The sequence below is a fragment of the Clostridium sp. AN503 genome (assembly GCF_040719375.1).
Taxonomy (GTDB): Bacteria; Bacillota; Clostridia; order Lachnospirales; family Lachnospiraceae; genus Brotaphodocola.
Genome location: NZ_JBFDTP010000002.1, coordinates 3,199,071 through 3,216,024, shown reverse-complemented (window position 1 = coordinate 3,216,024; position 16,954 = coordinate 3,199,071). Strand labels below are relative to the sequence as shown.

The 16,954-nt window shown below is 47.9% G+C and carries 16 protein-coding genes and 1 pseudogene; 16 read left to right on the top strand and 1 reads right to left on the bottom strand.

All coding sequences use genetic code 11. The annotated features are described in order from the left end of the window. Nucleotides 1-421: 421 nt before the first annotated feature. The 8 genes and pseudogenes from AB1I67_RS22295 to AB1I67_RS22260 all read left to right on the top strand — a co-directional run. Nucleotides 422-502 (top strand): annotated as a pseudogene (locus AB1I67_RS22295) (hypothetical protein); the annotation flags it as partial. 20 nt (nucleotides 503-522) lie between these two features. Next, complete coding sequence (locus AB1I67_RS22290) at nucleotides 523-1,044, top strand: barstar family protein (RefSeq protein WP_367032542.1); 522 nt, start codon at nucleotides 523-525, stop codon at nucleotides 1,042-1,044. 200 nt (nucleotides 1,045-1,244) lie between these two features. Further along, nucleotides 1,245-1,592, top strand: coding sequence for a hypothetical protein (locus AB1I67_RS22285; RefSeq protein WP_367032541.1), 348 nt, complete (start codon nucleotides 1,245-1,247; stop codon nucleotides 1,590-1,592). 443 nt (nucleotides 1,593-2,035) lie between these two features. Next, the gene (locus AB1I67_RS22280; RefSeq protein WP_367032540.1) at nucleotides 2,036-2,368 is read left to right on the top strand and encodes a hypothetical protein; all 333 of its coding nucleotides are present in this window, start codon (nucleotides 2,036-2,038) and stop codon (nucleotides 2,366-2,368) included. 81 nt (nucleotides 2,369-2,449) lie between these two features. Next, the gene (locus tag AB1I67_RS22275; RefSeq protein ID WP_367032539.1) at nucleotides 2,450-4,105 is read left to right on the top strand and encodes a hypothetical protein; all 1,656 of its coding nucleotides are present in this window, start codon (nucleotides 2,450-2,452) and stop codon (nucleotides 4,103-4,105) included. Next, nucleotides 4,102-4,932: a GH25 family lysozyme gene (locus tag AB1I67_RS22270; protein WP_367032538.1), complete on the top strand. Its 831-nt coding sequence runs from the start codon at nucleotides 4,102-4,104 to the stop codon at nucleotides 4,930-4,932. The genes AB1I67_RS22275 and AB1I67_RS22270 overlap by 4 nt, the downstream gene beginning before the upstream one ends. Before the next feature lie 121 nt (nucleotides 4,933-5,053). Then, nucleotides 5,054-6,271 (top strand): tryptophan synthase subunit beta, encoded by a 1,218-nt coding sequence (gene trpB, locus AB1I67_RS22265; RefSeq protein ID WP_367032537.1) that lies wholly within the window; start codon nucleotides 5,054-5,056, stop codon nucleotides 6,269-6,271. Between the two features lie 21 nt (nucleotides 6,272-6,292). Next, on the top strand, nucleotides 6,293-7,192 hold the full coding sequence (locus tag AB1I67_RS22260; protein WP_367032536.1) for an SH3 domain-containing protein: 900 nt from the start codon (nucleotides 6,293-6,295) through the stop codon (nucleotides 7,190-7,192). Between the two features lie 57 nt (nucleotides 7,193-7,249). On the opposite strand, the gene AB1I67_RS22255 is transcribed toward AB1I67_RS22260, so the two are convergent. Further along, nucleotides 7,250-7,825 (bottom strand): HD domain-containing protein, encoded by a 576-nt coding sequence (locus AB1I67_RS22255; RefSeq protein ID WP_367032535.1) that lies wholly within the window; start codon nucleotides 7,823-7,825, stop codon nucleotides 7,250-7,252. A gap of 229 nt (nucleotides 7,826-8,054) precedes the next feature. Between AB1I67_RS22255 and AB1I67_RS22250 the strand changes: the two genes are divergently transcribed. The 8 genes from AB1I67_RS22250 (at nucleotide 8,055) to AB1I67_RS22215 (ending at nucleotide 16,718) form a co-directional block, all read left to right on the top strand. After that, nucleotides 8,055-9,242, top strand: a complete 1,188-nt coding sequence (locus AB1I67_RS22250; protein ID WP_367032534.1) for a CCA tRNA nucleotidyltransferase — start codon at nucleotides 8,055-8,057, stop codon at nucleotides 9,240-9,242. A gap of 36 nt (nucleotides 9,243-9,278) precedes the next feature. Further along, nucleotides 9,279-10,121, top strand: coding sequence for a glycerophosphodiester phosphodiesterase family protein (locus AB1I67_RS22245; RefSeq protein ID WP_367032533.1), 843 nt, complete (start codon nucleotides 9,279-9,281; stop codon nucleotides 10,119-10,121). A gap of 80 nt (nucleotides 10,122-10,201) precedes the next feature. Further along, the gene (locus AB1I67_RS22240) at nucleotides 10,202-11,179 is read left to right on the top strand and encodes a spore coat protein CotS (protein ID WP_367032531.1); all 978 of its coding nucleotides are present in this window, start codon (nucleotides 10,202-10,204) and stop codon (nucleotides 11,177-11,179) included. A 157-nt stretch (nucleotides 11,180-11,336) separates the two neighbouring features. Next, on the top strand, nucleotides 11,337-13,073 hold the full coding sequence (locus tag AB1I67_RS22235; RefSeq protein ID WP_367032530.1) for a phospho-sugar mutase: 1,737 nt from the start codon (nucleotides 11,337-11,339) through the stop codon (nucleotides 13,071-13,073). Nucleotides 13,074-13,334: 261 nt separating this feature from the next. Beyond that, nucleotides 13,335-14,741, top strand: coding sequence for an RNA-binding domain-containing protein (locus AB1I67_RS22230; protein ID WP_367032529.1), 1,407 nt, complete (start codon nucleotides 13,335-13,337; stop codon nucleotides 14,739-14,741). An 18-nt stretch (nucleotides 14,742-14,759) separates the two neighbouring features. Continuing rightward, nucleotides 14,760-15,386, top strand: coding sequence for a DUF1847 domain-containing protein (locus AB1I67_RS22225; protein WP_367032526.1), 627 nt, complete (start codon nucleotides 14,760-14,762; stop codon nucleotides 15,384-15,386). 64 nt (nucleotides 15,387-15,450) lie between these two features. After that, nucleotides 15,451-16,086, top strand: coding sequence for a GntR family transcriptional regulator (locus tag AB1I67_RS22220; protein ID WP_367032525.1), 636 nt, complete (start codon nucleotides 15,451-15,453; stop codon nucleotides 16,084-16,086). Next, nucleotides 16,074-16,718: a GntR family transcriptional regulator gene (locus AB1I67_RS22215; protein ID WP_367032523.1), complete on the top strand. Its 645-nt coding sequence runs from the start codon at nucleotides 16,074-16,076 to the stop codon at nucleotides 16,716-16,718. The genes AB1I67_RS22220 and AB1I67_RS22215 overlap by 13 nt, the downstream gene beginning before the upstream one ends. The last annotated feature ends 236 nt before the right edge of the window (nucleotides 16,719-16,954 follow it).

The window sequence follows — 16,954 nt, the reverse complement described above, 5'->3', positions numbered from 1 at the left end:
GTTCCATCAGATGTTCAAGGTATTGGTTTAAGGTATCCAGGTCAGCATTTGGCAGATGTTTTAAAAACACTTCTGCCTGATCAATGAGCTGTGATACGTGCTTTTTTCATCTTCATTAATGGAATTCTTTGGTTTCAGAAGCATTTGTATCCGCTCTGAAATCATCATGTCCAGCAGTTCTTGTTCGTTTATGACAATCATCCGAATACCGGGCTTGAGTTCTTAAGGGCGAGGTATTATAATGCTAATCAGGGGAGATTTTTCCAGGAGGATACTTACAATTCTGCGGATCCAGGTGGAGCAGGAAATGTTATGGTTACGCCAGAGGGATATAAAGTCTATATCGGGGTGATGCGGCAGTAGCCGGTAATTCCAGATATATACCTCAGAAAGCTAAGGATGCTTTGGACAAAATAGAGGTCCAGAAAGAATTGTAACCGGGTCTGATGGTTCGGCATGGTATACGCCAGATTACTACAAAACATGGGATCAAATACGATAGGCTATAGGAGATTGTAATTTATGGCAGCATTTAGTCGGTATGTAAATAATTGTTCTAAAGTAGACTGGACAATATTGATTAATGGCTCCATGTCACTATATTGTGATGAAAATATATTGATAAAAGATATAGATTGGTTGAAAAACAATCAGTACAAAGTTATTATTTTAGATTTTAATGAAATATTGAGCATCGAAGAATTTCATGTAAGAATTAAAAATGCATGTGAATTTCCAGATTACTATGGAGAAAATATGCCTGCTTTGAGTGACTGTTTGCTTCACGATTTGAAGATACCGTATGAAGGCGGTTATGCTTTAGTTTTAAAAAACTTTGATTTATTTTATTTGAAAGATAAGGGAATGGCACATGATATTTTGGAAAGATTAAGTGAAGCTTCGAGGCAACGTATGCTAACGGGAGAGAGATTAATAGCATTACTGCAATCTAATAACCCAAAGTTTGTTCCAGATACTATAGGAGCATATAAGATATCGTGGAACAGACATGAGTTTGAGGAAGCACATAGAATCAAAAAGTAAGAGATTTATCGCCCGGCAAAGCCGGGCGACCAATAGGCTGATTACTAAGTTCCAGTATGATATCCTGGAACTTAGTGTTACCAGAAGCAGGCGGAAGTAGTATACCAATATGACACGGAGAACCTTTTATTTAATGAATGACTTATTAGTATATAAATCGCAAAAGGAGGAATACGTAAATAAGAAAGTATAAACTTATTGTGATTGTGATAGTTTCATTTTTAATTATTACACTGTGGATAAAATCTCTTTTCTGTATTATGGAAAACCGCGATGAAATCGTATTTAAATATTTATTATATGACCATATAGAATATAATGGAAATGCTTATTATATGGCAGAAAACCAGCACCTGTCTTTCGCGTCTGGGAAAAAAGGAAGTCCTGTGTATTTGGTGTATAGAGGAAATAAAATATACTTTGAGCCTTGTCAAGACGCAATAATATTTGCAGGGTATGAAGGTGACGAAAAAGAAATTTATATCTTTTTTGATAGTGCAATCTATATTCGAGAAGATTATATACAGATACAGGATATTTGGCAGTAAAAGCAGTGTATTGAAACCAATTTTCAGGGGCAAGTGGTGGTGGGGCACCAGTAGAATCAGTGGTCGTATATATGACTTTTACAAATGCGCCAAATTATAAGAAACTATTATATTTAAATAATACGAGGAGCGTGATAAAAATTTTCATATTCAGGATATTAGGGACATCTCTATTAGGTTTCTGCGCAGGATATTTATGCTTGTGGATTAGAAATAAAATATTACGTCTTGGATTTACCAAAAAAGAAAATTTTTATTTTGCAATAGTATTTGCACTATCTATAATGGTATATGCTATTTACCTAGAATGTAAATAAGGTGCTTAATGGAGATTTACCAAAAATCAGTTAATAGCAAAAAGATATTTAGTAACAGGTTAAAGCTATATAGGAAAGAACGGATATGATGGTATGAAATTATAACGACAAGGATTTTATAAAGAGATGCCACATGGCAAAAGCGATGATCCATCCATTTTTGATTTTATTCAAAAAGAGGAAAACGCTGATGAAGAACAAATGATAAATTATCTAAAGCAAGGAATCATTTTTGTTGCATGTGGAGGAGTCACAAATGATATTATAAATCCTGACAATGGAATTGTGGGTATCCCGGATATGTTAACTGATGGAATCTGGTTATGGCCAGGCGATTTATCATATTATTTGAAAAGGTACCATGTCGTGTTAGGCACTGAATTTACAAAACACATGCAGGAAAATAAAGGGACAATTAGTGATTCATCTAAAATTGATTTTGATGATATTGAGATATGATAGTAGGTGGCATTAATAATAGAATCCTTATCATTAGCAGACGGTATGCGGGCAGTTCTTATTGTTTAATGAAGAAAAGATATGAGTACAAAATTTGGGACAATTGCCTTATATAAAACTGACAAAAGAAAGATAATGGATTTGTGCGAATTACTGGAGCAGGAAAACTGGTTTTCAGATTATATCATTTTATCAGGAGTAAAGGGATGGAATACGATATATGATGAAAATCTGGAGTGGGGCAATATAGATATTTATGTGAAATTAATCTCTAGCCAAATTAAAACAACTATTTTATCGGTGGAATATGATGACAACCAGGTGCGTTATAGAGTTTGGAAAAGCGGAGAACTTTTGAGTGAAAAAAGCATAGGGCATATGGGTACATCTTTAAAAGGGAACAGGCTGATAAATAGAATTTTTTCGGATGAATTACAGATAAAATATAGTTTGATTTCTAAAATTTTTATAGTACAAGAGGCAGAACAGAGTGTAAGATTAATGGAAAGCGTTTTGCAATGTCAACTATGGAGATGGGAGGAATCGGTTGAAAATAATAAAATTGTTACTGGTGAGTTTTATCCCATAAGCTATTTTGATGAATTTTTTAAACAAAAAAATTCGGAACAAATGAATTATGGTAGTGATATAAAAGAAAATTTTATTGTAGAAAAAGCAATTAAAGCAAAAGGGATTTTGCATGAGTTCAGCTCGGAATATCCAGTGCTTTTTAATAAAGAAGACGACAAAGGGGTCTTTTATTTATTCAATTGTTCGGGAGAAATACATCAGGAATTAAGTGTATCATTAAAAATTTTAGCTCAAAATTTTGCGCAAAAAACATATGCTGGAAAAGGGAAAATCGGGTTTTTGACAAAAGAAGAAGGTTTTGTTTTATATGAAAGAAATGAAAAGATTTCATCATTCCCGGATATTAACGGATATGGATTAGGAAAATGGCATGCCTTTATGCCTGATGATTATACAATTTTTATGAACTGGGCGTGTTATGATATAAAGAGTGGAAAGAAGAAATGGGATTTTCCGTTACCGGTACAAAAAAAATCCTGGAAGCAATTTTTACAACAGGAAATGTGGCAAGAGTTGCCCAATGATATGTTTGTAATGCAAGTAAATGTTGATCAAAAAACTTTGTATCTTATCCTTATGGATCGAAATGGATATATAGAAAAAAACTTATCTCTAAAGATTTCTTATCTGTATTATAGAGTTGGAGTTGGAAAAAAATATATTTATATGATGCGGAGGATAGAAGGGAATCCGAATTTGATCGAGGTCGTGTTATTTGACTTTGAGTTGAATGAAAAGGGACGATATCGATTTAAGTTTGACTCTAAATATTACGGTCTGCATTTTGACTCGGAAAGCAAATATTTTTATGTTATTTCTGAACAAAAAATAGTCCGAGTATACATAGCCAATCACGAAAAAGAAGAATTTTCTCTTCCTATACTTAGGAATCAAATATGGATAAACACCTGGCGAATATTGGAGGAGGATGTTTTGCTGATTGTTTTAAATGATGCAGAATTGTTGATGTTGGATACGAAAAAAGATTTAGAATGTGTTTTTTACCACAAATTGAAGGGGCTATATCTGGCAGATTATTCGCTGGAAAATGGAGAAGTATTGATCCTTTCTCAATCTAAGAAAGCTGATGGATATGTAGTTACTCAAAAAATAATCCGGGGGATGAATAAAATTGGAAGAAAATGAGAAAAAAGAATATTTTTAAAATCATATTATGTCTGGCAGCGCTTCTGGCCGCTGCCGCAGTACTTTGGATATACGCAGTATACCATGGCTATCTGCTTCTGAACCATCCATCCAAAACGCGGTTTCCAGTCCGCGGCGTTGATGTCTCCCATTATCAGGGGAGCATTGACTGGGAGGTGCTGTCACAGGAGGATATCCAATTTGCATATATCAAGGCGACGGAGGGAAGCCGCCATCGGGACGACAGGTTTTTGGAGAACTGGGAGGCGGTAAAGGAAACAGAGCTGAAGGCTGGAGCCTATCATTTCTTCAGCTTTGACAGTCCGGGAGAAAGCCAGGCTCAAAATTTTATAGATGCGGTGAATGCGGGCTTTGAAGGTGCAGGTCCTGTGGGCGAGGACCATAAGGGCGCCGATGCAGATGGAACAGATCTTATCCGGGTAAACAGGGAAGCCGGTGGAATGCTGCCGCCAGTAGTAGATGTAGAGTATTATGCGGATAAAAAACAGAACCCTCCCGCGGTGGAGGACGTTCAAAGGGAGCTTCAGATCATGCTGGACGCCCTTGAACAGTATTATGGAATGAAACCGGTCGTTTACTCCACGGAGGAAGTCTGGGAGAAATACTTAAACGGTTGTTTTGATGCGTATCCGTTGTGGATTCGCAATGTTTTTTATCGGCCTGCGGTTCCGGATGAGAAATGGACCTTCTGGCAGTACAGCAACCGCGGGCGGCTGAAGGGCTACTCGGGTGCGGAGGAATATATTGATCTGAATGTTTTTAACGGCAGCGAGGCGGAATGGGAAGAATTTTGTCATCCGGTATGAGGTTGTTTTACAGAACCCATACCGGATTTTTTTGAAACAGTATGTCCATTTTCTCCAAATCATGATAAAATAAAAAGATAATAACAGGAAATCACAAAATACAAAACAGGAGAAGGAAATTATGGATTACAGAACATACTTGAAAAATTACCCGGACGAGAACGGGAGATTCGGACCTTATGGCGGGGCATACTTGACGGATGAGCTGATCCCGGCATTTGAGGAGATTGCGGACGCATACCAGACTATCTGTCATTCCTCTCAGTTTATCAATGAGCTGCGGAGGATCCGCAAGGAATTCCAGGGGCGGCCCACGCCGGTGTATCACTGCGAGCGGCTGTCCAAGCAGCTGGGGAACTGCCAGATCTATTTGAAGCGTGAGGATTTAAACCATACCGGAGCGCACAAGCTGAACCACTGTATGGGCGAGGGGCTTTTGGCGAAGTTTATGGGGAAGAAGCGTCTGATCGCCGAGACCGGGGCAGGGCAGCACGGGGTGGCGCTGGCGACTGCGGCGGCATTTTTCGGGCTGGAGTGCGAGATACATATGGGCGAGGTGGATATTGCAAAGCAGGCTCCCAATGTGACCAGGATGAAGATCCTCGGCGCTAAGGTGGTGCCGGTCACCCATGGACTGAAGACCTTAAAGGAAGCGGTGGACTCTGCTTTTGAATCCTATGCGAAGAATTATAAGGATTCTATTTACTGCATTGGTTCTGCGCTGGGGCCGCATCCGTTCCCGCTGATGGTGCGTGATTTCCAGTCCGTGGTCGGTTATGAGGCCAGGGACCAGTTCTTTGAGATGACGGGGATGATGCCGGATGAGGTCTGCGCCTGCGTGGGCGGCGGCAGCAACTCCATCGGCATGTTTATACCATTTTTGGATGATCCTGTGGATATCACGGGTGTGGAGCCTCTGGGCAGAGGGGAAAGGCTGGGGGATCATGCGGCATCCATGAAGTTCGGGGAAAAGGGCGTTATGCACGGGTTTGAGAGCATCATGCTGAAGGATGAGGCGGGCGAACCGGCGCCGGTGTATTCTATTGCCAGCGGACTGGATTATCCGTCGGTAGGACCGGAGCATGCATTCCTGCACGACCTGGGACGGGTAAGATATGAGACGGTGGATGATGAGCAGGCCATGGATGCATTCTTTAAGCTGTCACGGCTGGAGGGCATCATTCCTGCGATCGAGAGCGCTCACGCTGTTGCCTATGCCATGAGACGTGCCAAGGAGATGAAAAAAGGCTCCATCCTTGTGTGCTTAAGCGGCCGCGGGGACAAGGATATTGACTATGTGGTGGAGCATTATGGATATGGAGACCAGTTCTTCAAGTAATAGAGGAACGGAGGAAAGAGAATGAGAAAATACCATGTTATGATGACTGCCGTTGTGTTTGCTGCGCTTTTGTCGGCCTGTTCGGGTAAGTCCGGGAAAGCGGCGACTGAGAAATCAAAAGAGAATGCGCAGGAGACAGTGCAGACGGAGACAAGAACGCCGGACATTCAGATATTGGGAGAGACGGAGACTTCTGCACCGCAGGAAACCGGCGCACCGGCGGGCACGTTGATCTCCGGTGGTGAAAACGCCGGGGCAGCAGGAGGGATTGCAGCGGGCAGCGCCGAAACAGGCAGCGCAGCGGGAAGCGCGGGAGCCCAGGCGGCAGGGGCGGAGGCGAATGCAGCCGTGAAAGCAGAGACAGCTGCGGTCAAAGAGACGGAAGCGGTGAAGGTTTATTCCGTGGAGGCGTTTGAGACGACTATGTACGCCGCGTCTGCAGTCAATGTACGGGCCAATTATACGACCCAGTCCGATGTGCTGACCAGTCTGTCACCGGGACAGAAGGTCAAAGTGACCGGTCGCTCGGCCAATGGATGGATGCGCATTATTTATAACGGCAAGGACGCATTTGTGTATGAAAAGTATTTGAGCGACAGCGCACCCAAACAGAGTGCGGCTGGGCCGATCCCCGTAGAGAATAAGACGTCGGGGACGTCACAGACAGAAAGCGTGTCACCGGGTACCGTGGTGGCGCCGGGCGGTTCCTCCGATACGTCCTTTATGACGCCGGGGAATGTGACTATTGTGGACCCGCTGCCGGGTGGGACGTCAGTACCGGGTGGAGCATCGGCGCCGGGCGGCGCGTCGGTACCGGGTGGGACATCACCGGGACCAGGTCCGGGCGCTTCCGGCAGCATGGGCGGCGGACCGGGCGGCAGCCAGGGAAGTTCATCCCCGATGGCTGGCCCCGGAATGTGAATGAACAGCAAAAGGAGAGCGGTTTGATTCGCTCTCCTTTTGTATACTTACATCTGATCACGATTCCGTTTCCTTCATCTCTTTGATATGGACGGCTGTTTCATGGTCCAGCAGCTCCCGGAGCTTGAGCAGCAGCGGGCTGTCAGAAAAATACTGTTTGCCATAATCAAGATTGAAGTCATAGTCAAAATCGGAGGGGTTTTCCCCCTGGTTGTGCTGGATAATGGTTTCGGCCTTGTCGAGGGCTTTGACAAGACGGGCTTCCGGCGTAGAGCAAGTGTTATATTCCTGCCACAGGGACAGAAGCTCCTGCCCCTGGGTTTCAGGGAGCAGAGAAAGCACATGCCGCACATCCCGTTCTTCCTCGGCATGTTTTAGTGTCTCGTCAGGGTTGGTGGCTGCTGAGATATCTCCCATGTAGAGTTCTCCCAGGTCATGGACCAGACACATCATCAGTGTCCTGCCCATGTCCACCCCGAAGTTCGGGGCGAGCAGTCCGGCCAGAAGGGCGAGGCGCCAGGAATGTTCCGCCGTACTTTCTCTGCGTCCGGTAGTGGTCCATGCTTCGCGGAGGACAGACTTGAGGCCTTCCGCCTGTTTGATAAATTCCAGCTGCTTTTCTAATGTATCCATAAAAAATCTCCTTTTTATCCGGTTTGATTTCGAGTGTTCATAGTATACCACAACTTTTCATTTGTGTGTAGCCTGGCTGCCCAGCCCTTTTGCCCGCCTCCCCTGTCCCGCCGCCGCTGCAGCATGCGGAATCCAGGGATTTAACCATTGAAAATGCAGCGGAAACAAATTATAATGGGAGTACATATTTTTATGATGATACAGGGCGACAAGAAAGGAATTTGAGCAGATGCAGATACAGATCCCCCGGCAGGTGGAGCAGATTATAGAAAAACTTAACGAGAACGGCTATGAGGCATATGCCGTAGGCGGGTGTGTCCGGGATACGCTCCTGGGACGGGTACCGGAGGATTGGGATATCACGACTTCCGCCAGGCCGGACCAGGTCAAGAAGCTGTTTCGGAGGACCATTGATACGGGGATCCAGCATGGAACGGTGACGATCATGATGGACCGGAATGGTTATGAGGTGACCACTTACCGGATTGATGGGGAATACGAGGACGGACGGCATCCCAAGCAGGTGGAGTTTACGAAGAATCTGCTGGAGGACCTGCGGCGCAGGGATTTTACCATCAATGCCATGGCCTACAGCCATGAGACCGGGATCGTGGATGCATTTGGCGGTATGGAGGATTTAGAGCTTGGCGTGATCCGCTGTGTGGGGGAAGCCATGGAGCGGTTTACGGAGGACGCCCTGCGGATTTTGAGGGCGATCCGTTTTTCGGCGCAGCTGGGATTTGCGATCGAGGAGCAGACCTGGGATGCCATCTCGGTGATCGCGCCGAATCTGGCAAAGGTGAGCCGGGAGCGGGTGCAGATGGAGCTGACGAAGCTGTTATGCTCGAAGCATCCGGAGCGGATCCGCGAAGTGTATGAGACGGGGATCAGCCAGTATGTTTCTCCGGCATTTGCCGGGCTTCCGAGGGAGAAAGTGAGGATACCGGCTGAGCTTCCGGCGGTGAAATATGTGCGCTGGGCTGCATTTTTGCGATGTGCGAAGCAGGCGGATGCGGAGCGGGCCGCTGATACGGCTGCAGGCATCCTGCGCGACCTGAAGCTTGATAATGACACCATCGGAAAGGTGAAGACCCTGGTATTCTGGTCCGGAGCGGAGCTTCCAGCCGATGCGGAGGCGGTGCGCAGGATCATGAGCCGGATGGAGCCGGAGGTGTGGGACGTGCTGATGGACCTAAATGAGTATGGCGCTGATATCCGTGCGCTGACGGCGCAGATCCGCAGCGACGGGGACTGCCTTTCTTTAAAAGAGCTGGCTGTGAAGGGACAGGATTTGATTGAAGCCGGGGTGAAGCCGGGAAAGGGGATCGGGGAGATCCTTGCCAGGATGCTGGACCATGTGCTGGCATGCCCTGAGGACAACCAGAGGGATGTGCTGCTGAAGAAGTTTTGCGGATGATGATAGTATTACGATTGCGTGAATGAGGTGATGGATATGGTACTTGTGATACCGGGGATGCTGACAGCATCGTTTCTTTCTCTGTTTTACTGCTGCATGATGCCGGAGAACAGCAGAAAAGACAGGATGAAGGCATTTGAAAAACAGTATATTGCCCACAGGGGATTCCATGATAATAAGACAGACTGCCCGGAGAATACCATGCCCGCGTTTGCGAAAGCGGTGGAGAACGGATACGGGATTGAGCTGGACGTCCAGCTGACGAAGGATAAGGTCCCGGTGGTGGTCCACGATTATGACTTAAAGCGGATCGCCGGGATCGACCGGAAGGTGGAGGACTGTACGTTTGCGGAGCTTAAGGATTATCCGCTGTTTGAGTCGGAAGAGACAGTCCCGGCGTTTCAGGAGGTGCTGCGGCTTGTGGCGGGCAGGGTTCCTGTCATCATTGAGCTTAAGGTGGAGCGGAAATACAGGGAGACCTGCGAGCTTGTGGCGGCGATGCTGGATTATTATCATGGTACATACTGTATCGAATCCTTCAGTCCGCTTGCGCTATGGTGGTTCAAGCATCATCGTCCTGATGTGCTGAGGGGACAGCTGGCGACCAACCACCGGAGGGAGGGGCTGGATACTCCGTGGTTTATGGAGGGGATCCTGACCAACTGCCTGCTGAACGGTTTTTGCAAACCGGATTTTATCGCTTATAATTATCTGTTTACCAGGACATTTCCGGTGACGGTGCTGCGCAGGTTTTACAAATGCAAGATGGCGGCGTGGACCATCAAGAGCCAGAAGGAGCTGGAGAAACACAGGAAGCAGTTTGACGTGTTTATATTTGAGAATTTTGTGCCTGCAGAGGGTGGAGATAAGGAAGCATAAGATCCCCATTTTAAAGAATATTTACGTCCACAGTCTCATACTTTGGAAGTAGCTGGTAAGCGAAAGAGTGGAGGGGTGGCGTGAACGACAGTTATTTGGACGTTTTGCAGCAGTATGAAGGAGAGACCATCGTGGTCAGACGTGGGCGCGGAGCCTGGATTTGCGAGCGCTCCGACGGGGTCAGGCTTTTAAAAGAATATCGTGGGACTAAAAAACGCCTGGAGTTTGAGGAAGCAGTGATAAAAGAGCTGCAGGACCGTGGCATAAGATCGGTGGACCAGTATGTCCGCAACCGGGAAGGGGAACTGATCACCACTGCACCAGATGGGACAAAATATATTCTGAAGAACTGGTTCCTGGACCGGGAATGCAATTTAAAAGACGGCAGGGAGATTCTGGCGTGTGTGAGCCGGATCGCCGAGCTGCACCGGGCCCTGCGCCAGATCAAATGGCAGGAGGAGTGGGATCTGGGATCGATCCTTCCGCCGGGGCTTGACGAGGAGATGAAGCGCCATAGCCGGGAAATGAAGAGGGTGAGGACTTTTATCAGCAACAAACGGAAAAAGAGCGATTTTGAGCTCTGTGTGATGCAGCATTTTGAGGATTTTTACAGGCAGGCGCTGGAGGCACAGAACGGGCTGGAATTACTTGGAAAAAGGCAGGGCCAGGACCGGCTTTTTTTGTGTCACGGGGACTTGGACCAGCATCATGTGCTGATGGGCTGCGGGGATGTGGTTTTTATTGAATTCAATCAGATGCACCGGGGCAGCCAGATGACGGATCTCTACCGGTTCATGCGTAAAGTTATGGAAAAACACAACTGGAATGAGCATCTGGGGCTTGCCATGATGGAAGAATATGACCGGATCCTGCCTATTGAGAAAGAGGACCGGGAGTGCCTTTACTATCTGTTTTTATATCCGGAGAAATATTGGAAACAGCTCAATTATTATTATAATGCGAATAAGGCCTGGATTCCGGCAAAGAATGTGGAAAAGCTGAAAAATCTGGAAGCCCAGCAGGAAGGGCGCAACAGTTTCCTGGCAAAGATCAGGTAAACAATAAAAATTTCTTTTTTTGTCGAAAATAAAATAGCGGAATTTTATGCGGTTTTTCTTCCTTTTTCAGACAGCTTGTTATATAATAAAGCCATATGAAAATGTCCTGCGTGGTGTGTACAGCGCAGGAGAAATTTACAGGAGGGAGTATTTTTCTATGAAGGATTACATGAAGATTTATCAGGAATGGCTGTCCAACCCGTATTTTGATGATGCCACCAAGGCGGAGTTAAAGGCGATCGAGAATGACGAGAATGACATTAAAGAGCGTTTCTATATGGATCTGGAGTTTGGCACCGCTGGACTGCGCGGCATTATCGGCGCAGGTATCAACCGGATGAACATCTATGTGGTGCGCCGTGCGACCCAGGGTCTTGCAAACTACATCATCAAGCAGGGCGGACAGGGCAAAGGCGTTGCGATCGCATACGATTCCCGCCGCATGTCACCGGAATTTGCAGATGAGGCGGCGCGCACTCTGGCAGCCAACGGGATCAAAGCATACAAGTTTGAATCCCTGCGTCCGACTCCGGAGCTGTCCTTTGCAGTGCGTGAGCTGGGCTGTATTGCAGGCATCAATGTGACGGCGAGCCACAACCCGCCGGAGTACAATGGCTATAAGGTATACTGGGAGGACGGCGCCCAGTTCACCCCGCCTCACGACAAGGGCGTGACCGAGGAGGTTTTAGCGATCGAGGATCTTTCCACTGTGAAGACCATGAGCGCGGAGGATGCCATGGCGGCGGGCCTTTATGAGGTGATCGGCAAGGAGATCGATGACAAGTACATTGCCAATGTCAAGGCGCAGGTGGTGAACCAGGATGCCATTGACAAGATGCAGGACAGCATCAGGATCGTATACACTCCTCTGCACGGCACGGGCAATCTTCCGGTACGCCGTGTTCTGAAGGAGATTGGTTTTGAGCATGTATATGTGGTCCCGGAGCAGGAGCTTCCGGACGGCAATTTCCCGACCGTGAGCTATCCGAACCCGGAGGCTGAGGAAGCATTTGCACTTGGCCTTAAGCTGGCGAAGGAAAAGGATGCGGATCTGGTTCTGGCAACAGACCCGGATGCAGACCGTCTCGGCGTGTATGTGAAGGATGCAAAGTCCGGCGAATATATTTCCCTGACCGGCAATATGTCAGGTTCTCTGCTGTGTGAATATGTTCTCAGCCAGAAGAAGGCGCAGAATGCGATCCCGGCAGACGGCGAGGTGGTAAAGTCTATCGTGAGCACCAATCTGATCGACGCGGTTGCAGCTGCTTATGACTGTAAGCTGGTGGAATGCCTGACTGGATTCAAGTGGATCGGACAGCAGATCCTGAAAGAAGAGAATACCGGTGTGGGACATTATATGTTCGGTATGGAAGAGAGCTACGGCTGTCTGATCGGAACCTATGCGCGCGACAAGGATGCGGTTTCCGCAACGGTTGCCCTGTGTGAGGCTGCGGCTTATTATAAGACAAAGGACATGACCCTGTGGGATGCTATGGTGGCTATGTATGAGAAGTACGGCTATTATAAAGATGCGGTGAAGTCCATCGGCCTGTCCGGTATTGAGGGCCTGGCGAAGATCCAGTCCATCATGGAAGCTTTCCGCACCAATCCGCCGGCAGAAGTGGGCGACTACAAGGTACTTTCTGCCAGGGACTACAAGCTGGATACGGTCAGGGATATGGCGACCGGCGAAGTGAAGCCGACCGGCCTTCCGGCGTCCAATGTGCTTTACTATGATATGAATGACAATGCATGGCTGTGTGTAAGACCTTCTGGTACTGAGCCGAAGATCAAGTTCTATTACGGCGTGAAGGGCAGCTCCTTAGAGGATGCCGATGCGAGATCCGCTGCTCTGGGCGATGCCCTGATGGCGATGGTGGACAAGCTGCTGTAACAGGCGGAGATAGAACTGCAGCGCTTCAAAGTGAGTATGCCCTGCGGTGGCGGCGGATGTTGATTCCGCTTGCTGCCGCAGGGTGTTTTTTGGTTCATCAAAAGGGCAGCGTAGAAATTCTTTCCAGCAGCATAATTTCCCCGTTGACTTTTCTTTCCTGAAAATATATAATGAAAGCAAGAAAGCAAGAAAGCAAGAAAGCAAGAAAGCAAGAAAGCAAGAAAGCAAGAAAGCAAGAAAGCAGGAAAGGGGATATCCGCCATGTTGCCAAAAGAGAACACAAACACGGAGTTTAAGGAGATCTACACATCCGGGGTCAAAAAAGAAGTTGTCGCATTTGCGAATACAGATGGTGGTACGGTATATATTGGCGTCCGCGACAACGGGGAGGTGGTTGGAGTGGAGGACAGCGACGAGGTGATGCTTCAGGCTGCCAGTGCATTGAGAGATGCCATCAGGCCGGATATCATGCCCTTTGTCCAGATACAGACTGTGGCTCAGGACCATAAGCCTGTGGTGGAGATCCGGGTCCAGACAGGGACCAACCGGCCGTATTACCTCCAGGATAAGGGCTTGAGGCCGTCGGGAGTGTATGTCAGGAGAGGAAGCGCTTCCCAGCCCTTGAGTGAAGATGGGATCCGAGCGATGATCGTAGAGACCAGCGGGAAATCTTACGAAAAGGAGCGGAGCCTTAATCAGGAGCTTACCTTTGAAAGCCTCCGAAAAGAATTTGCTGCTCGATCCCTGGAGTTCGGGGAGGCGCAGCTGCGCACACTCTGCATGACGGGAGAGGACGGTCTCTACACGAATCTCGGGCTTCTGCTGTCTGACCAGTGCGAGCACAGCATCAAGGTGGCGATCTTTCAGGGGAGCGACAAAGCGGTTTTCCGGAGCCGGAAAGAATTTACCGGGTCGCTGCTGAGACAGCTGGACGAGGTATACACATTCCTGGATCTGACCAACAAGACAAAAGCAACCTTTTCCGGACTGAACCGGACGGACATCAGGGATTATCCGGAGGAGGCTATCCGGGAGTCGTTACTCAACTGTATTGTGCACCGGGATTATTCCTTCAGCGGGAGCACCCTGATCAATGTGTATGATGACCGGATGGAGTTTGTGTCTCTGGGCGGACTGGTCCCCGGCCTGTCAAAAGAGGCGATCTTTATGGGAGTGTCCCAGTCCAGGAATCAGAACCTGGCCGCAGTCCTATACCGCATGAGACTGATAGAAAGCTATGGGACAGGGATCAGCAAGATCCAGCGGCTGTATGCCGGTACCGGAGCTGCGCCTGTTTTTGAGACTGCACAAGGGGCTTTCAGGACGATCCTGCCGAACAGGAATGAAGTGGTCCAAGTGGCCCATCCACAGCCGCATACCGCATATTATGAGGTGCAGCGCAGCGCGCAGTACCCGGACCGTTTGGCGGAGGGCCATGTTATTTATACTGCCGGGGAAAAAAGAACCAGGCGGGATTTTGACCAGGAAAAGAAGATGGTGCTTGCGTATGCCCTGGACAATGGTTTTATCACCCGGAAGGATGTGGAGGAGCTGCTGGATATAAAAACGACGAAAGCATTCCGCATACTAAAGGAATTGTGTGAGGAAGGCAGGCTCTGCCAGGAGGGCAATGGAAAGCTGAGTAAATATCTGGCAGTAAAAATGTGAAGAAAAGGAGAGCGGATCATGATATACACATGTGCAAGCTGTACGGTCCATGGATGCAGTGAGGCAGCGCCGGAGAAGCTTCCGGCCAACTGTCCCATGAGGAATCAGGCGTTGATGGATGGGATTTTTAAAGAATATGGGAAGCCGGAGGTCCATGACTTCTATGTGGCCTGCTCGGAGATCGAAGCGCTGGGCTATGGGCAGTGGACCAGGCTGGAGGAGACCATGCAGTTCTGCAGCCGCATGGGCTATCACAGGATCGGCCTTGCATTCTGCAGGGGACTGCGCAGGGAGGCGAAGATCGTGGAGAAGGTACTGCGCGTTCATGGGTTCGAGGTGGTTTCCGTCATCTGTAAGGTTGGAGGAATCTCCAAGGAGCAGGTGGGGATTCCGGAAGAGCACAAACTGCATCCCGGTGAGTTCGAGCCAATGTGCAACCCCATGGCACAGGCGGTACTCCTCAACGAACAGAAAACAGAGTTCAATATTGCGCTGGGGCTGTGCGTGGGACATGATTCTGTGTTCTGCAAGAATTCGGACGCCTATGTGACTACCCTGGTCGCAAAAGACCGGGTGCTGGCCCATAATCCCTGTGGAGCGGTTTATGTGGCGGAAGGGTATTATAAAAAGCGGCTGGGGTTGTGAGAAAGATAGTTCTTTACTTCTTTTGAAAAAATGGATACAATATATATGTAAGGAGTAAAGAACGATGAATTCAATAGCAAATGTAAGAACAAGGGATTATATCATAAAAAATATCCGGGAACAGATCCTGTCGGGCAACTTTCCGGCGGGAATGCGCCTGGCCCAGGAGGAACTGGCAGAGGCTCTCGGGGTTTCCCGTATCCCAGTCCGGGAGGCGCTCCAGATTTTAGAAGAACAGGGGCTGGCAGAACGTCTTCCTACCCGCCATATGGTGGTGGCGGAGATTACAAAAGAGCAGTTCCGCCAGATCTACCAGACGATTGGAGTGCTGCAGTACCAGTATGGCGGCTTTATTTTGGAGAGCCAGGCGCGGGAAGCATTTTTGCAGGCCATTTCTCTGTGGGACGGCAGGAATGAGGTTTCGTTTCACCGCCTGTTTGCCGACTGGCTGGACAACGGATATTTGAGCCGTCAGTTTTACAATCTGCTGGACACTTATGTGGAGTATGCCTGCGGGCTGCAGAACGCAGGCATGGAATCGGCTGGCGATGGCGGCGGCACCACAGCGATCCTTAAGGATGTCCGGCAGGCATATATCCAGGAACAGAAGCAGGAAGTTCCGGGCCTGTTTGCGCTGTATTACCGGCTGTTGGAAGATAAGATATTGGAGGAAAGGACGAGACATACATGCAGGGATTAAAACCAATCTACCTGGCTCCGGCCAGGGAACGCGCGGCTTCCGAGCTGCGGAAAGCGATCATATCCCAGACCCTGAAGGAGGGGGAGATTCTGACCCTGGAAAGTGTAGCGGCGCTTTTGCAGATTTCTGTGACGCCTGTGCGAGAAGCATTCCAGATCCTGGCGAGAGACGGTCTGATTGAGCTGCGCCATAATAAGGGAGCGGTGGTTCTTGGAGTGACGGAAAAATATATCCGGGAACATTATCAGCTCCGGGCGGTGCTTGAAAGCTTTACCGCAGCAGAAGCGGCGCGGGAGGGAACAGATATCAGTGGGCTGGAGGATGTTTATAGGATTTCTGAGGAGGCGGAACACAGAGGGCAGTTTTCCGGTTATGCGGATTACAATCATGCGTTCCATCACGAGATCTGGAGAACCAGCGGCAATGAAAAACTGGTTGGCATGCTTTCAGAATTATGGAACGGTCTGTCAATGGGAAATGTGGTGACTGTGGATCAGTATGCAAAGGTGTCCAGGAAAGAACATGGAGAGATCCTGGAGGCTATCCGTAAGCACGACGTCAAGTTGGCCCATGAACGGATGGAAAAACATATCTACCGCAGTATGCAGGATATGCTGACACATTATCATTAGAAAGCAGTACGGTTTTGTGAAAAGTACACAATCAACTTTGATAGATTTTAACAAAGTGCGTTTTTTGGCCAATTATTTATTGACAAAGAGCGTACTTTGTTTTATTTTAGATATATGAATTGGATACATTATCATATATCACATATCAAAACAAAGCGGCCGCTGAATCCAAAAGGACTGTTCTGGATGTGAGACTGTTCCCTGAACGGCGAGAGATAATCAAACAACGTATCCAA

What these genes read in the sequence shown, in the direction of transcription:
- AB1I67_RS22220 (WP_367032525.1), top strand. Translation starts at nt 15,451, where the DNA reads ATGAATTCAATAGCAAATGTAAGAACAAGGGATTATATCATAAAAAAT.
- AB1I67_RS22245 (WP_367032533.1), top strand. Translation starts at nt 9,279, where the DNA reads ATGGTACTTGTGATACCGGGGATGCTGACAGCATCGTTTCTTTCTCTG.
- AB1I67_RS22230 (WP_367032529.1), top strand. Translation starts at nt 13,335, where the DNA reads ATGTTGCCAAAAGAGAACACAAACACGGAGTTTAAGGAGATCTACACA.
- AB1I67_RS22225 (WP_367032526.1), top strand. Translation starts at nt 14,760, where the DNA reads ATGATATACACATGTGCAAGCTGTACGGTCCATGGATGCAGTGAGGCA.
- AB1I67_RS22215 (WP_367032523.1), top strand. Translation starts at nt 16,074, where the DNA reads ATGCAGGGATTAAAACCAATCTACCTGGCTCCGGCCAGGGAACGCGCG.
- AB1I67_RS22260 (WP_367032536.1), top strand. Translation starts at nt 6,293, where the DNA reads ATGAGAAAATACCATGTTATGATGACTGCCGTTGTGTTTGCTGCGCTT.
- AB1I67_RS22270 (WP_367032538.1), top strand. Translation starts at nt 4,102, where the DNA reads ATGAGAAAAAAGAATATTTTTAAAATCATATTATGTCTGGCAGCGCTT.
- AB1I67_RS22235 (WP_367032530.1), top strand. Translation starts at nt 11,337, where the DNA reads ATGAAGGATTACATGAAGATTTATCAGGAATGGCTGTCCAACCCGTAT.
- trpB (WP_367032537.1), top strand. Translation starts at nt 5,054, where the DNA reads ATGGATTACAGAACATACTTGAAAAATTACCCGGACGAGAACGGGAGA.
- AB1I67_RS22290 (WP_367032542.1), top strand. Translation starts at nt 523, where the DNA reads ATGGCAGCATTTAGTCGGTATGTAAATAATTGTTCTAAAGTAGACTGG.
- AB1I67_RS22250 (WP_367032534.1), top strand. Translation starts at nt 8,055, where the DNA reads ATGCAGATACAGATCCCCCGGCAGGTGGAGCAGATTATAGAAAAACTT.
- AB1I67_RS22280 (WP_367032540.1), top strand. Translation starts at nt 2,036, where the DNA reads ATGCCACATGGCAAAAGCGATGATCCATCCATTTTTGATTTTATTCAA.
- AB1I67_RS22255 (WP_367032535.1), bottom strand. Translation starts at nt 7,825, where the DNA reads ATGGATACATTAGAAAAGCAGCTGGAATTTATCAAACAGGCGGAAGGC.
- AB1I67_RS22275 (WP_367032539.1), top strand. Translation starts at nt 2,450, where the DNA reads ATGAGTACAAAATTTGGGACAATTGCCTTATATAAAACTGACAAAAGA.